15 protein-coding genes are annotated in these 14,621 nt (G+C 42.3%); all 15 read right to left on the bottom strand.

The window, feature by feature from the left end; translation table 11 throughout:
• Nucleotides 1-1,366 precede the first annotated feature (1,366 nt).
• The 15 genes from ACFINS_RS02585 to ACFINS_RS02515 all read right to left on the bottom strand — a co-directional run bounded on the left by ACFINS_RS02585 (nt 1,367) and on the right by ACFINS_RS02515 (nt 14,281).
• Nucleotides 1,367-2,371, bottom strand: a complete 1,005-nt coding sequence (locus tag ACFINS_RS02585) for a phage tail protein (RefSeq protein WP_375705871.1) — start codon at nt 2,369-2,371, stop codon at nt 1,367-1,369.
• Complete coding sequence (locus ACFINS_RS02580; protein ID WP_375705870.1) at nt 2,368-3,507, bottom strand: tail fiber domain-containing protein; 1,140 nt, start codon at nt 3,505-3,507, stop codon at nt 2,368-2,370. The genes ACFINS_RS02585 and ACFINS_RS02580 overlap by 4 nt, the downstream gene beginning before the upstream one ends.
• The gene (locus ACFINS_RS02575; RefSeq protein WP_375705869.1) at nt 3,504-3,986 is read right to left on the bottom strand and encodes a hypothetical protein; all 483 of its coding nucleotides are present in this window, start codon (nt 3,984-3,986) and stop codon (nt 3,504-3,506) included. The genes ACFINS_RS02580 and ACFINS_RS02575 overlap by 4 nt, the downstream gene beginning before the upstream one ends.
• A gap of 315 nt (nt 3,987-4,301) precedes the next feature.
• Nucleotides 4,302-5,765 (bottom strand): hypothetical protein, encoded by a 1,464-nt coding sequence (locus ACFINS_RS02570; RefSeq protein ID WP_375647466.1) that lies wholly within the window; start codon nt 5,763-5,765, stop codon nt 4,302-4,304.
• 79 nt (nt 5,766-5,844) lie between these two features.
• The gene (locus ACFINS_RS02565; protein ID WP_375705868.1) at nt 5,845-5,976 is read right to left on the bottom strand and encodes a hypothetical protein; all 132 of its coding nucleotides are present in this window, start codon (nt 5,974-5,976) and stop codon (nt 5,845-5,847) included.
• Nucleotides 5,977-6,064: 88 nt separating this feature from the next.
• The gene (locus tag ACFINS_RS02560) at nt 6,065-6,274 is read right to left on the bottom strand and encodes a hypothetical protein (RefSeq protein ID WP_375705867.1); all 210 of its coding nucleotides are present in this window, start codon (nt 6,272-6,274) and stop codon (nt 6,065-6,067) included.
• Nucleotides 6,275-6,306: 32 nt separating this feature from the next.
• On the bottom strand, nt 6,307-7,002 hold the full coding sequence (locus ACFINS_RS02555) for a hypothetical protein (RefSeq protein ID WP_375611682.1): 696 nt from the start codon (nt 7,000-7,002) through the stop codon (nt 6,307-6,309).
• A gap of 83 nt (nt 7,003-7,085) precedes the next feature.
• Complete coding sequence (locus ACFINS_RS02550) at nt 7,086-8,204, bottom strand: N4-gp56 family major capsid protein (protein ID WP_273791303.1); 1,119 nt, start codon at nt 8,202-8,204, stop codon at nt 7,086-7,088.
• A 394-nt stretch (nt 8,205-8,598) separates the two neighbouring features.
• Entirely contained in the window at nt 8,599-9,372 is a 774-nt protein-coding gene (locus ACFINS_RS02545; RefSeq protein ID WP_375638501.1) for a hypothetical protein, read from the bottom strand.
• 178 nt (nt 9,373-9,550) lie between these two features.
• Nucleotides 9,551-9,727: a hypothetical protein gene (locus tag ACFINS_RS02540; RefSeq protein ID WP_375705866.1), complete on the bottom strand. Its 177-nt coding sequence runs from the start codon at nt 9,725-9,727 to the stop codon at nt 9,551-9,553.
• Nucleotides 9,709-9,870, bottom strand: coding sequence for a hypothetical protein (locus tag ACFINS_RS02535; protein ID WP_375705865.1), 162 nt, complete (start codon nt 9,868-9,870; stop codon nt 9,709-9,711). Before ACFINS_RS02535 ends, ACFINS_RS02540 begins: the two co-directional genes overlap by 19 nt.
• Nucleotides 9,871-10,093: 223 nt before the next feature.
• Nucleotides 10,094-11,944, bottom strand: coding sequence for a portal protein (locus ACFINS_RS02530; RefSeq protein ID WP_375705864.1), 1,851 nt, complete (start codon nt 11,942-11,944; stop codon nt 10,094-10,096).
• Entirely contained in the window at nt 11,929-13,290 is a 1,362-nt protein-coding gene (locus ACFINS_RS02525) for a PBSX family phage terminase large subunit (RefSeq protein WP_375638503.1), read from the bottom strand. Before ACFINS_RS02525 ends, ACFINS_RS02530 begins: the two co-directional genes overlap by 16 nt.
• A 663-nt stretch (nt 13,291-13,953) precedes the next feature.
• Nucleotides 13,954-14,169, bottom strand: a complete 216-nt coding sequence (locus tag ACFINS_RS02520; protein WP_375641003.1) for a hypothetical protein — start codon at nt 14,167-14,169, stop codon at nt 13,954-13,956.
• A complete protein-coding gene (locus ACFINS_RS02515) occupies nt 14,150-14,281 on the bottom strand; it encodes a hypothetical protein (RefSeq protein ID WP_375611677.1) in 132 nt (43 codons plus the stop codon). Before ACFINS_RS02515 ends, ACFINS_RS02520 begins: the two co-directional genes overlap by 20 nt.
• Nucleotides 14,282-14,621 lie beyond the last annotated feature (340 nt).

The following is a 14,621-nucleotide window of genomic DNA, read 5'->3' as shown; positions in this document are numbered from 1 at the left end:
GACAACCTCAGACAACCTCAGACAACCTCAGACAACCTCAGACAACCTCAGACAACCTCAGACAACCTCAGACAACCTCAGACAACCATATGAAAAGCTTTTGAAAAAAATTCCTCATCGAAAATTTTTACAAGGTATTTTTTTAGATTATACTCTGTTTTCCACCTAAAATGATGATTTTACCACCTAAAACCAAAGAGAAATGCATGTCACCTTGCATGCTGTATCAACCTTTCCCAAAATGACAAAGCCCACACCGGTCTTTAAATAATGCCAATCAATAAACAATGGTTTGTAAACAATCTGGCTTCTTATCTAACAGATTTGACTTGGCTTCCCCCTTCAAATGCATCCTTGTAATGTATCCCCTGTCCAGAGTTATTCTACAAAAAAATGCTGCGTTAGGAATACGCACAGATGAAAAACACCCCATGCATAAAATTTTAACCACATCTCAAACAATGGTATTTTACAACACAACGGAACAAACTATTGTCTTATAGATTTTTCTCGTATCACTCTCATCCCGTTTCAAGAAGTTTCCTGATAAGCACAAAATGCCATCTCAGAGAGTTCAATGCCTCACCATGTACTACAACGCATCGCCAACCTGCTGCTCTTGCCAACAGTGCACCCATTTTGAAAACAAAGAGTGGCTTTTTTCCTACACGCTTTGCCAAAAAAGGGAGTGCTCCATTTTGCTTTTTCTCGCTTTAAATAAACATATCCGTTGACCTCTTTCCACCACCCTCAAAGGACAAAGGTTTTAGCCCCACATCGGTTTGTAAACAATCCAACTCCTCTGAAGGAGCTCCATATCTGCTCATTATTTATATGATTCACTTGCATAATACTTAACCAAGCAAATCCTCCCCAGAACAGTTGCTAATGTATTAAATACTTTAAGCTATCTTACTGATATCACCAGCTTCAATAATAGTGTTTTAATGACGGTATTTACGCTATAATAGGATAAAATTATCTAGGGGCTTTTTGTCATCGCACAGCAGCGGTTTAAACCCAGCACTTGAAACAATGGATCACGATATCACAAGAGAGAGGCATTTGGGATAAAATCTTTATTCCTCAGCAAAAAACGCCATGAATAAAGAAATTTTTTTTGTTCTTTCCCTACCTTTAATAATCACTGTCTTGATCCTCTAAAGAACAATAGGTAAACTCACCTTTAGGCATCCAACAAAGGCAGCACAAAAAATAAAAGAATAAAGAGAGTTGAGTTTTTTTTCTAAAGCGCCTCAAAACTTTCTGCACAATATATTCTATAAGACTTTATATTCAATAAGACTTTTTTTCATAACAAACATTTTGCAAGCATTTTTATCTTTCTCTCACACAGCTTTCATTCTCAGGCTTTGACAGCATAAACCACCGCCACATTGACAGGACGTGTTTCATCTCCCCCTGTTTTTTGCAACAAGACCTTATGTTCATGCTCTCCCGCAGGACCTGTCAACAAATTTTTATTGTAAATTTGAGCCAGATTTCTATAATATTCACCGTGATTCATATCCCAAACTACCTCTTCAATCATTGGATAACTATGCTGGTGGTTACCTGTTGAATCTGTTTTTCCCTCATGGGTATGGGATTGAAAAGACTCTTCTTGTCGGCTTCCCAAGCGACGTCCTTTATCAATTTCTTTTCCACTATCGAGCCCCCGTAAAAACATTCCACGCAAATCGGGAACATTGAATGTTGTTCTCCCGTTTCCTTTTCCCCATGTTTCTCCCAGAACAGCAAAGAGATTAGCATAGTTCCTTCGCGAATATTCTTTACCATCACACAGTAACCATCCAGAGGGTATTTTTTCTGTAGCAAAAGTCCCGATAAATCCAGAAGAAAAAGTTTCAGGCAAAGGAGGAAAGGGCGGAATTTCAGGAAGTTTTATAGTAGGATTGGTTAAAAACCAGCCATCAGCATTTTTTCCGGCAATATCACGCGTATAGACGACTTCATAAAGCCCCCCCTTTTGAATTTCTCCGCCCTTTAAAGGCATAATACCCTCTGGCGTTGCCATATAAGTTGGTCGTGGTAGCAATTGATTTAAAGAAATATTTGTTATTCCTCTGTTGACGCCTTGTGCTTTAAAGCGCACAACAATGCCATCCATATAAGTCTCAAAAAAAGACTTTGTTGCCAAACGAAGTGACGTTCTCTCGTTTTCCACATCGACAGTAAACTGTGTTTCAATCCCGCCCCCATTATCCAACAAATATTCTTTGATGCGTTGCATCATAGCGCGAGCACTATCATTGACTGTGCTTGGCGGTTGCCCTTCTGCCCAGTTTATATTCTCGTCGACATAAGCATTTTCTGATGCAACAATTGACCAATCATAAATCGAGCTCATAGAAGATACTCTTTTTTCAAAAAGGGAAAACGAGCAAAAAATGAAGAAAAGAAAGCCGCAATTTTATTTTTAGATGCCGGCATTTTCTCCATTTTCATTTTTTCCATTTTCAGGCCTATTTTGTCATAATCAACATGCAATAACTTTGTTTTCGCATTGACATAAACAGCTTCAGGGTTCACACGCAACACGTCTTGCGCCATAACGCCCTGATAACGTTGTGGATTTCCCTTATAATTAAAGGTATAAAGTGGATATCCCTTTTTCTGCCCCACAGGGATAATATTTTCTTTTGCTCTCACATCACAAAGCCCTAAAATTCCTCCGACCAATCCAAGTACTTGCTGCGCATCACGCAATGGATCTTTTGTCACAGAAGGCATTGTCGTGGATTTTCCTGAAGTCGTTCCGTAATTTCCAGCAGCCTGTGTTCCTACCTGTAACAAACTTTGCAATCGGTTCCAATCTTGATTATCTTTTTCTGACCATTTTTGGCGTTCAGCATCTAAGACATTTTGGCGGTTTATATCTTGAATCATACCCCCTTTCAAAGCATTGCTTTGCGCATTACTCTGTCCTTGATAATAGCTATTTGCCGCATTAACTTGATCATTCTGAGAGCGATCAATCATCTGGTTGGCATTCATCATATTGTTAATATCTTGATTATATTGCTGTGCTGCAGCATTTGTTGCCAAGGCGCCTAACTCATCGGCCAGCACACCAGTATGAGCCCCAGAACCATAACGTCCTGCTCCCGACATCGATTGATTAATTGCATCGGACGTTTTATTCAGAGCATTTTGCAATGCGGTATTAAATTTGCTATTGCTTCCAATCCAGCTTCCCTTAGCCATACCGGAAAGATTTGTAGCGCTGTTGGTTGGTGCATTCAACCATTGCGTTACCGTTGGATTGTTATAGAGCCCTGCTGCTTGTTGTAAACCGGTCAGCGCATTTTTTGTCATATCGCTAAGACCGGCAACTCTCTCTCCCTGATAAACGTTTCCGCCAATTCCTTTATTATAAAGTCCAAGTGCATCAGCACTGGCTTGTTTAAGAATATCAGCCGCCCAAGCGGGTGGTGCATTTGTTTGTGTTGTTGTCTGCACTTGAGGTGTTTTTTTTCTACTCATGAACCCAGAACCTTTCTATATTGAATAAGATTACGAGAATATCCGTGATGAGCGAGCTTTTTCGCCCATCCAGTTCTTCCAAACATGTGCATTTCGTCCGCATTGATTGTTCGCGCCCATTTTTCGACTTCATCAATCAACTTGACCAATTTCAGCCCTCCCTCTCCCGCAAGATCTGAGAGAACGACGCATTTTTTTCCCGTATGGGTTATTTCAACTTTGGTAATTGCAAAAGCACTAAATTGGATTTTATTTTTTAAGACCAGCCACAATTGTGCTTGTCCTGTAGCGATTTCTTCAGCAATTTTTTCCAGACAAACATCATCCGGAAAGCGCTGCGCATATTTTTTCAATGCAGCATTGAGTGCCTCTTGATAGGGAGCTATTTTTTCCCATGGCCACTGCTCTGTCAGATGAGCAGAATATAAATCTTGACTCTCAAGCATCATAATTTTAGCTCTTTTAGCTTTGTCACTCATCTCCCCTCAAATAACATCCCCCTACGCATTTCACGCATTCCATGCCCCCCGCACAATAAAAGAAAAAAAGCCCCATCATCCCTTTGTCACAACAAAGAGGGAACTTTTTTCTTTATAAAAATAAACCATGGTGCAGCCTATTTTCCTTTTTCGCAGAAAAGCATGAAACATAACGCACCACCTTGTTCTTCATATTATAAAGACACAGCTTATCGCATTGTGCCTTTGTTTATAAAGGCTTGGGAAGTCTATGGGGCATTTGTTCTTTAATAATAGAGGCTTGAGCCTATCGCATGGTATTACAAAAGGGCATGCCTATCGCATGCCGGCCCGCGTCAATTCCACATCAAATCCAGTGACATGAGTCCAATTCACCCCTTCAGGAATACGCAATTTAAAGCGATAAAACCGTGCCCTTGCACGACAGTGAATTTGTCCAGTATTATAAGAGGGCTGTTTTTCTGGCAACCAAACAGTTTCCTCTTCAAGAGATTGTCGAAAGCGCATTCCCACAGACAAATAAAACTTTCCACTATTGACTTGAGGCATAATATTTTTCACCCGTGTTATCATGCCATTTGTCTGCCCCATTTCTTGTGATGTCACGACACAAGCCATAGGACCCCCAGAAAACGAACCCAGTCTCCCCTGTTGATCAAATGCCCCCAGAATAGGCGATTCATTTTTCCAAGCTTTACTATCGAGAGAAAAGGACAAATCGTCAATATTCTTAGTCACAAAATCAAGACCTTCTAGGGTTGTTCCTGCTAAGAAAATAGGCAATATCATTTTGATATCGACGAGAGCTTTTGTCCATTTTTGCAATCCCCAATCATAAATGAGCAAGATACGTTTATGAAGGTTCTCATCAGAATCAACCATCCAATAAACACGATTATACACCCCATCGATAGCAGCAGACAGAGTGTACAGATTATCCTTCCTTGATTTTGCGGTCATCGTTCGATCGACTTTTTCGAACCCAATGGGTATAATCTGTCCCTCATTTGTTATTTGATAAAACCCGCCCTCATCGGCAAAGAATGCTAAATCGCCTCTACAAACAATTGATTCAGCATTTTTTGCGCCTCGTTTATCGTGGATTTTTTGGAAACTAAAAATAATCTTAGAGCCAGGAATAAAAGAACCAGCATAGATTGCAGAACGCATAAAGATAATTGGATTTGTTGTCTCCGTTGCCCCTTGGACGAATCCGCCATCAGGAAAATCTTGATAATCACAACTTTTTTTTCCCACGGTCCAAAATTCAGCATCATTTAATCCAGACCAATGAACCCGTCTTGGATTTTCGGTTAATTTCATCAAACAAACGAAATCTCCCCAGATTCGAACAATCCCTGCCTGTGGCGGATTTCCTCCTAAATTTCTAAATGTTTTATCATGATTAATATCAATCACTTGTGGTTTATCATTGGCATTCACAGCAATGATAAAATCACCAAACAAAGCAAAAGACCACGGAGCATCAACATTAGCCAGATAAGGTTTTCCTTTTTGGCTAATATCTTTCCAGTTCATTGTTGTATTATCAAGTAAGTAGATTTTATCTCTTGTCCCGACAATAATAGAAACCCCATTTTTTGTTTTAACCGCAAGAGTGCCTAAGATTGGCTCCGGACAAGGCTCTGATAAAGGTTCAAAACTTGGCATAGGGATATAGGAGCCATCCGCCGGGAGCACATTAACAAGTTCATCGGTAAAAATTCCATTGATATCCGCCACATCGGGTCGATAATCAGCGATTGGGAAAAAAGCCATCAAGACCCCCATAAAATCTTTGAAGAGCCCAGTGCCATTCAAAACACCAAGGCTTATTGATAAAAAACCACAAAAGCCCTTAAAACTCTAAAGGCATAAAATTCAAAAAATAAACAACCTTAGATTGTCTAAAGCACCAAAAAAAACGATACCATAAATAATAGCCACCCCAGCCATCCACCAGCGCCAAACCAAAATCAACTGCCCGCAAAATCACCCCCCACAATGACGGGGGAAAGAGCCATCAAAAGCCCCCATAAAATCTTTGAAAAGCTCAGTGCCATTCAAAATACCAAGGCTTATGGATAAAAAACCACAAAAGCCCTTAAAACTCTAAAGGCATAAAATTCAACAAAATAAACAACCTTAGGTTGTTTAACGCACCAAAAAAAAACGATACCATCAATAATAGCCACCCCAACGCCATCCACCAACCCTTCACCATCAACACCCAACGCGCCATCCAACCATAAGGGACAAACCAGCCGCAGTGCCAAACCAACCTTCAACGCCCGCCATAAACGATTTCGAAAAAAGCCTTTTAAAAACGCATTGGACGAATTTTTGAAGAACCTTTTCGGCGCGATGTTTCAATACGCAAAGCTTGAAGCTGTTCTTGAAAATCTCTGAAAGAAACGGCGGCATATTCAGGATCTTTAAGGATATTTTTATACAATTCATATTTTGCCCGTGCTTTAATAAGATCAAAAGCATAAATCAACCAAGGGTTATCATCCTCTTTCAGCTGTTCATCGGCAAAATGAACAGGAGCATAAGAAAGCTGTACAGCTTCCAGATGTTCTGGTGTTGGAAAGAGTCCTATTTTTTGATCAAGGTAGGTATAAAAGAATGGCGTTCCTAGCGCAGGATGCATACCATATTGTTGATGCAACACTTCCAAGGGCTTAAAGAACAACTTTGTTGGTGTTGCACTCTTTGTTACTAAAAAGACGCCCTCCAAACTCTTTTCTGCTTCAATAAAAACCCCTTCTTCTTGCCCATACCATGTTTTACCACTTTGTGTTTTAAACGTCCTTTCTCTTTTTTCATTAAAGAAAAAGGGTTCGCGTTCACACAAACGCAAAGCCGTAAAAATTGAATCTTGAATTTGCAGGGAATATTCCGCTGTTGTATCGTCAATTTCATCTTGAATAAGCGCGACCATATAAGCAAAAGTTTTAGAATGGTCTGAATGTGTAAGGTTTAGATTTTGGGGATCAGTGGATAAAGTGGTCATAAGCCTGTCCTTGTTTCTGGAAGCATTTTAAATTTTTCCCCCAACAGATCCCTCTTGTTGGGGGAAGAGAGCAAGCGTTCGCTTTAAGCGGGTGCTCCATAAGTTGGAATGACAATAGTGCCAAAATCCTGAGCCCCTTGCGTACTTCCTGGCAAGGTAAAGCAAGTTTTTTTCATCCCAATAATGGTTTTTGCCGCAACCCCGAATTCTCTTTCATAGTCGAAGAGTTCCTCCACCAATTTATAGCGTGTCGCCCCTCGATCTTTACCAAAAGCAATCACAGCACTCTGCGCACCAAGCAGAACAGCCCGCCGCACATTTGGTACAGCTTTGTTAGCGGTTCCAGCTTCGACCCCTTCGGTAATATGTTCAGCTTCGCGCAAAACCACACCATTATACATGCCCAAAGACCCATCATAGAGCGGATTTTTGATACGACTTCCACTATAGATTGCCTTAGTAATGTCGAGCCATTGCCCCGCATCAGTATTGGTTCGCAATTGTGTCACTTGGGTTGGATGTAGATAAAGCACATAGACATTTTCGCCATCGATCCGCACAGGTCTAATTTTAGGATTTGCCAATTTAGCCCGTTCAACTGCTTTATCAATCAAGCTGAGATCAAAAACATCGTCTTCTTTTAAGTCCTCATCTTTTGCTTTATCATTAGGACGTACCACACGTTTATTGGTTGGTGCCGTTGGCGCATTAAACCCATAATGAACTGGTTTAAGGGTAATCGTGCGTCCTTCAAAGTTAATTGTTTTTGCGGTATACCCGCAAACTTGAATGAAGAACATCATACTCAGACGATCTGCATACCAATCAACCAAACCATTTTTTGCCTCGGTGCGCAAATCATGGAGAATTCGTTGTTGATCAATCGTTCCCTCATTTTTGACACGCACAGCATGAACGAGTTCATTAATTGCCAAGCGATCATTGAGAAACTGTAAAGCTTCTTCATTGCCTTCCAATGTCTGCCCTTCGCTTACCCCATCGCCTAGCAACTGCACACGCAAATTAAAGCTAATAGCATCCCCACTTGCTTTCGTAGTTTCATCTTTTAATTGTACGATACTGTTTGAATCATTTCCAATCAACGGCGCAATTGGAAGTGCTTTTGAGACTTCTTGGTTTAGTAATTTAGACCATGTGCGCACTGCCATTGGGTCATTAAGTCCGATATAAGTTACAGTCATTTTGTCCTCTAAAAGTTTTATTGACATAAAAAACCCGGCAAAGCGCCGGTTGTTAAAACACCACATTTCATTTCAAATGGTGAATAGGTTGTTTGTGAGTTTTATCTAATTTCTGTTAACGTCTGCCTCCTCCTTATAAGAGCTCTCCTCTCCACATCCGAGTTTGAGAAATCCCCCCGCATTCTCCTGCGCCAAAAGCCTCTTAACATTCCCGCAAAAAACACTCCCCCGCATTCTCCTGCGCTAAAAGCCTCTTAACGTTCCCGCAAAAAACACTCCCGCATTCTCCTGCGCTAAAAGCCTCTTAACATTCCCCGCAAAAAACACTCCCGCATTCTTCTGCGCCAAAAGCCTCTTAACATTCCCGCAAAAAACACCTGCCACATTCTTGTTTTTAAAATTCTCTTCCCCCCATTAAACGATTAAAAGCGGCTTTATTTTTAGGATCAGCAACCCAAGCGCTAAACTCTGCTTCTGACATTTTATCAAGCATATCCAAAGAAATCGGCCCATTTGGCGTCAAGCCGTTATAAGCAGCAAGAGTACGTGCAGAATTGTGTCTTTCCTGTAAATTTTCACCCATGTTATTGGGAACATTTGTGTAGCCAATTTTTTGTGCAATAGAGTAAATCACTTCAGCCGGATTTTGATTTTTTTGCGCACAATCGCGCAAGATCTGCTTCAACTCATCACCAATTATCGCATCAATATTTTGGGGATCTGCCATCTCAGGATAGAGCGAAGCACAAGCTGCCAACTGTTTAGCCCGCGTTTCATAAATAAAATCAGCTGCTTGATCAAAATCATGATGCTTTTGTTTAACACTGGCAACAGACTGCTGAAAAAATGCATGCAACTGTTCTGCTTCGCGAGCAAGAGAAGGCTGTTGTTTTTCATGTACAAGCCCTTGTTTTTGGAGTGTTTTTCCCAACCATTGCATATAGCCCATAAAGTCTTTTTGCGGATCTGGTGGAACATCTTCTCCCCCTTGAACCTCTTTTCCAGCCTTTTGCGAAGAGTACTGTTGTTGATGCACTTGCCCTTGAAAATTATCTTCAAGAGTTTTTTCTTCTCTTGCAATTTCACCATTTTCTCCCTCTTGTGTTGAGACCAGAAAATCTTGTTTCAATTGGTTTTGTTCTGCCGGCGTTAAGTGTTCTTGATCCATGACATTAGCCTTCTCTTTTTTTAAACAATAAAATCAAATTTTTCAGATAAAACAGCCCCATAAGCACTTATCCCCTCAATGCTCTCTCATCATTTAGCACCAGCATTCTCCCCAATGCTCTCCACCCCACATGACAGCAAGCCTCCCTCTCCACCCTACTTTTCCCAACAACACTGCCCTACAAAACAGTTCTTTTAAGAAAAGGGAGCCCATGCACTACAAAAATCGATAAGCCCATTCTGCCCCACCATGCCCCACCAAGTTCACCCCACATAACGGCAAGACTCCCTCTCCACCCTACTTTTCCCAACAATCCAGCCCTATAAAACAGTTCTTTTAAGAAAAGGGAGCCCATGCACTACAAAAATCGATAAGCCCATTCTGCGCCCACCATGCCCCACCAAGTTCACCCCACATAACGGCAAGACTCCCTCTCCACCCTACTTTTCCCAACAATCCAGCCCTATAAAACAGTTCTTTTGGGAAAAGGAAGCCCATGCACTATGGAAATCGATAAGCTCATTCTGCGCCCACCATGCCCCACCAAGTTCACCCCACATAACGGCAAGACTCCCTCGTTCTCCTGTTTTCCCCCAACAGGGATAGTCTCATAAAACAGCTCTTCGAAGATAAAGGAAGACGACATTACGCTATGGAAATTGTATCGATAAGCAATTTCTGGTAGATGGAATTTATCAGAAGTCGCGCATGACAAAGCGTCCTATTGTTGAGCCTTTACTGTCTGCAACATCTGCATTATCTGCTCTGTTCCCACATTACCCCCCATCTGCGCTGAAGCATTTTGCTCTTCTTGAAAAGAGTTTTGCGCCTTTATAGCGATTTTATGAATGAGTGAAGCGGGTAAAGGCGAATAGCGTAAAAGATCGAGCATAATCTCTGGCGTTGCAAAATTTTGCATCAAAGGAAGCAATTGCATGATTAATGCAAAAGTACGCTCTTTTTCATTAAGACTTGTTGGCGCATCATCCACGACAATATCATATTCCAAGCTTGTCACCATTTCGCGTGTCAGCGGCACATACTGGGCATTTTCATCACCAGCAATACGCACCAACCGCCCATCGGAGAGATAATTTTGAATAAGATAGAGAATAATTTTTCCCTGTCGTTGCCGATATCGACGCAACCCATCAAAAAAGGAAGCCAAAAGATTAAGTGACGATTGTCGCCGTTGTTGTTCAAGAATGCCGGGCTGATTGACAGCTCGCGTCCCAATAAATTCAGAAGACAACCCCGTCACCTGTTCGAGAGCACTCTTTGCTTCATTAAACAATTGGAAAAACCCTTGCGGAAATTGTGCCATGGGTTTAGGCTGGATTCTTCCGCCAGACACAGCACCACTTTTCAACCAAGTAATACTATCGGCTCTAGCCCAACTCTCGAGGGCTTGTCGATCATCATCAAAAGCATCGCGCTCTGCCATAATGCCGCCTTTTGATTGGCTATTGAGCAAATGCATTACTTGACTAAAATATTTGTTTGCCCACCGTTGCGGATCTTTTGTAGGGCGCACAATTCCGTAAAACTGTCGGCTTAACTTATCAAAAGTACCGGTAATACACTCCCATCCCAATTGATTGGGTGGAACCAAAGGCTTATCAGGCGCTTCAAGCAGCTTTCTACCTAAAAATGCCCGTTTGACAATTTTTCTGTTCAACCTTGTTGCCTGGACATGAGGAAAGGTTTTGCTTAAATTTTGGAAATCCTGCTCTGAATAATCGACAAACTTTCCACTTAGAGGCTCGAGAACTTTATAAACCACCTCGCGTTCAAACCAGCGACATTCTACCAATGTCACCATTTTAGGACGTTGATAGCCGCTCCCCTCTTCTCCTTGATACCCCCTCTCGGACTGATAACTTTGTGTCATCCCATTGCTGGTTGGCTGTAAAAAGCTCTGATGTTTCACCCAATCCGCATGAAGATCACTCCAATGAACATTGGGAAACATTTCCTGCGCCACAGCAAGGGGTTTTTCATCAATATACCATAAGCGTTGTGCATCAATGAGATTAGACTTAACAGCACTTGCATCCCACACCATTTTCATAGGATCCAACCGCGCAATGATTGGTTTTCCTTGGGGATCTTGTTCATAATCAAGGCGTGTATCTGTCCAGCCCATACCGCAAATAATTGCATCTTGAAAAGCATCGGAATCTTCGTATTCGCCATCGGCTTCATCGCGAAACCATTCGGCTGCTCCTGTCAGAATCTGATTAGCAAAGGCTGCGCCTTCTTGTCGTGGAATAAATTGAACTTGTCTTTTATTATTGCGCTCAGCCCCGATCACAGCATTAATTAAAGGTGCAATACGGTTAAAAGTCATCACGGGTCTGTTTTGTTCGTGCAAGACAGCCAAGTCTTGCTCATTCCATTGCCGTCCATTATAAAAATCGTAATCTTCCTGGGCATTTTTTCGCCATTTTTCGACATGATCAATATCATCCTGATACCAACCCACGAGTTTTTTAAAGAGAGCTTGATTTTCAAGCGTTTCGATTTGATTAAAAGAAGAATCTGTAGAACTATTCATTAAAAAGCCATCCATGAAGTTTGAGAATGGTGAAACGAGCGATAAGGTTTTTTTCGCGCTTTAGCATTTGGTTGTTCATAAGCCACACACATCAGTCCAAAGGCATCGGCCCCATGGCTAGCCCAATCATGTTCAGCCCCTAGTCCGATATTGCGCTGTTCGTCGCGCTTTTCATGATACCAAGCAAGCGCTTTTCTGCCCGCACATGTCGTTTCACGATTAAACCATAGTGCAGGAAACAACCGCCTTACGGCTTCGATACGCATTTTCACAGCGCCTGTTCCTTGGTTAGGAATTATTTTGGTTTGAAAACCGGCTTGTTGAAGGGCACTTTCAAAACTCACATTATAGACACGATCTTTTGTTGCGCCATCATGAGGCAAGACCATAAGAGCCTTTTCATATCCCCTTTGAAAGACCCAGCCCACATGCTCTGAGAGAGGTTGTCCTTGGGCTTCATAATAATCGAGCACTCGGATTTCCCGTCCAACAAATTGCGCCACCCACAATGCGGTAGCATCAGCCTTTGCTCCTGTTCCCCCGATATCCCAAAAGATTCTCACCTGCATCAAAGGATCCCGTGGAACAGTGGTAATCCGCCCTTCCATTTCGGCTTCCAGCAGACATTTCTGATAATAAGCCCCTTGCACAGCTTGGAGATATTCGCCTTCCCAAATATGGTTATACTGCTCTGGTCTTTGCTGCAAATCGTCCATTCGATCACGATTGAGTTTTTCAGGAAATTGCGGATTATCACGCCAATTGATTTCCACCCCTTTGATATGAGGATTATCGACATTTCGGAAACGTTTTTCCACGGCTGCATTTTCATGGCATGGGTTCCATGTGACCCATAATTCTGCATTCCAATCTTTTCCTTCTTCGCGCAAAGTTGGAATAAGTGTTTGCCAAGCAGTTTCTGTCACGGGCTCGGCTTCATCGACCCAACAAAGGAAAACGCGTCCCATTGATTTAATACTTGCGATATTGCGATCAAGCCCAGCAAACACATAGACAATCCGTCCATCTTTTGACTTAATATATTTATCGCCGATTTCATAATAGTCTTGTAAAAAAGGATAAGACTCGATAGCGCGTTTAATTTCCTCCAAAGAACTTTCATTAAGAGAATTTTGAAATTGCCTTGCACAAAGAATAATCCCGCGTTCTCCAGCCATTCCATGGCGATATCCCACCACAGCCGACATCAAAGCAAAAGAACGTGTTTTTCCAGAACCCCGTCCTCCCCAAGCGGCTCGCACATCTGCTTTTCCAGTAAAAACAGGAATAAGCTTTGGAATAAGAGCCACTTGAGCCGTTTTCTGCTCAATTTTTTGAGAAATTTTCTGAACAGTTGTCATTATAAATTTTCATACTTTAGCAATAATTGCGCTGCACCCTTTTGCTTATCCCAAGTTTAATGATCCCAGAGCAATTGAACGAAAAGAGCAATTGAACGAAAAACGCCCTTCTCAAAAGCAGCGCTTTATCTTTTCTTCATCCTAATATTCAATAAATTTCACTTTTTTGCATGAGATCCCCTTGACCCCACCTATGCGCCCCAAGCCCCCAAGGCACAAAAGCCCCACCCCCTCAAACACCGCGCCTGTCATCCCCCAACCACAAGCAAGGTATCCCCCCAACCAAATCATAGCCTCAGCACATGGCTCTCAGGCATATCCAAAGCCCAACATCCTCCAATATCATGCCTCTCAAGCATCACCAATCCTCACACTTTATCCCCCAAGATACCCCCACCAAAACACATGCATCCCGCAAGCATAACACTTCTCTCAAGTTTCATGCCCCTCCCCCATCAAAACACTGTTCCATATCCACCACACAAATACCCTGCACCAAATTCCCTCCAGCACACGGGGGCCCTTACGGCATCATTCACCAAAGCCCCTTCCCAATATCACGAGCGCCCACAAACACGATAGCCTCCGCTTCAATCCCCTCAAGATAGGCAATCACCAAAGCAGCCCCCTTGCAAGACATCACCCCACATCACCCACCTCAGCCTAACATTTTTCAATATCACAAGCCTCAGTTATCGAGGTATCATGCTTCTCCGGTTCACTATTTTTTGCATTCACTGGTACAATCTCAATACGCGAAACTGTTTTTGATATCTCCACACCTTCAATAACGAGAAAAAACCAAATCTTCACCAGATGTCCAAAACAGCAAATATCATCAAGCACTCCCCAACATCTTTCAGGTATCGCGCCCCTCACGCATCGCCATAAAAGCATCTTGCCGGCCCCTCTTCAAACAGACCACCCCAGACGCCATGTACCCCCAAAAAACACCATATGCACCGAAGTCTCCTCCAGTCCACGTCCTCATGCATCCCCCCAACCAAAGCCCAACAACTTCACAGCTCACACGCCTAAAGCACACGCCCCTCACCGCAATTTCAATCATAAGCTTTCAGACAAACATCTAGCATCCCCGTTCAAAGACAATATCCCTTAAACATCATGTGCCCAACCCAACATTTTCTCGTAGCTTCAAGCCTCAGTGACCAAAGGATCAAGCTTCTCCGGTTCGCTATTTTTTGCATTCACTGGCACAATCTCAATCCGCGAAACTGTTTTAACATCTCCCCCATTTCAATAACGAGAAAAGACCAAACCTTCACCAGAAATCCAAAACAGCAAATATCATCAAGCACTCCCCAACATCT

Source organism: Bartonella sp. AA2SXKL, from assembly GCF_042197205.1.
Classification (GTDB): domain Bacteria; phylum Pseudomonadota; class Alphaproteobacteria; order Rhizobiales; family Rhizobiaceae; genus Bartonella.
Note: the sequence above shows the minus strand (reverse complement) of the source record. Positions and strands in the feature narration are given on the sequence as shown.

Bases quoted from the DNA above. Each gene is read 5' to 3' on its own strand.
- ACFINS_RS02580 (WP_375705870.1), bottom strand. From the start codon at position 3,507: ATGAGTAGAAAAAAAACACCTCAAGTGCAGACAACAACACAAACAAAT.
- ACFINS_RS02575 (WP_375705869.1), bottom strand. From the start codon at position 3,986: ATGAGTGACAAAGCTAAAAGAGCTAAAATTATGATGCTTGAGAGTCAA.
- ACFINS_RS02545 (WP_375638501.1), bottom strand. From the start codon at position 9,372: ATGGATCAAGAACACTTAACGCCGGCAGAACAAAACCAATTGAAACAA.
- ACFINS_RS02530 (WP_375705864.1), bottom strand. From the start codon at position 11,944: ATGGATGGCTTTTTAATGAATAGTTCTACAGATTCTTCTTTTAATCAA.
- ACFINS_RS02585 (WP_375705871.1), bottom strand. From the start codon at position 2,371: ATGAGCTCGATTTATGATTGGTCAATTGTTGCATCAGAAAATGCTTAT.
- ACFINS_RS02555 (WP_375611682.1), bottom strand. From the start codon at position 7,002: ATGACCACTTTATCCACTGATCCCCAAAATCTAAACCTTACACATTCA.
- ACFINS_RS02540 (WP_375705866.1), bottom strand. From the start codon at position 9,727: ATGGGCTCCCTTTTCTTAAAAGAACTGTTTTATAGGGCTGGATTGTTG.
- ACFINS_RS02550 (WP_273791303.1), bottom strand. From the start codon at position 8,204: ATGACTGTAACTTATATCGGACTTAATGACCCAATGGCAGTGCGCACA.
- ACFINS_RS02525 (WP_375638503.1), bottom strand. From the start codon at position 13,290: ATGACAACTGTTCAGAAAATTTCTCAAAAAATTGAGCAGAAAACGGCT.
- ACFINS_RS02515 (WP_375611677.1), bottom strand. From the start codon at position 14,281: ATGAGGACGTGGACTGGAGGAGACTTCGGTGCATATGGTGTTTTTTGG.
- ACFINS_RS02535 (WP_375705865.1), bottom strand. From the start codon at position 9,870: ATGGGCTTCCTTTTCCCAAAAGAACTGTTTTATAGGGCTGGATTGTTG.
- ACFINS_RS02570 (WP_375647466.1), bottom strand. From the start codon at position 5,765: ATGGCTTTTTTCCCAATCGCTGATTATCGACCCGATGTGGCGGATATC.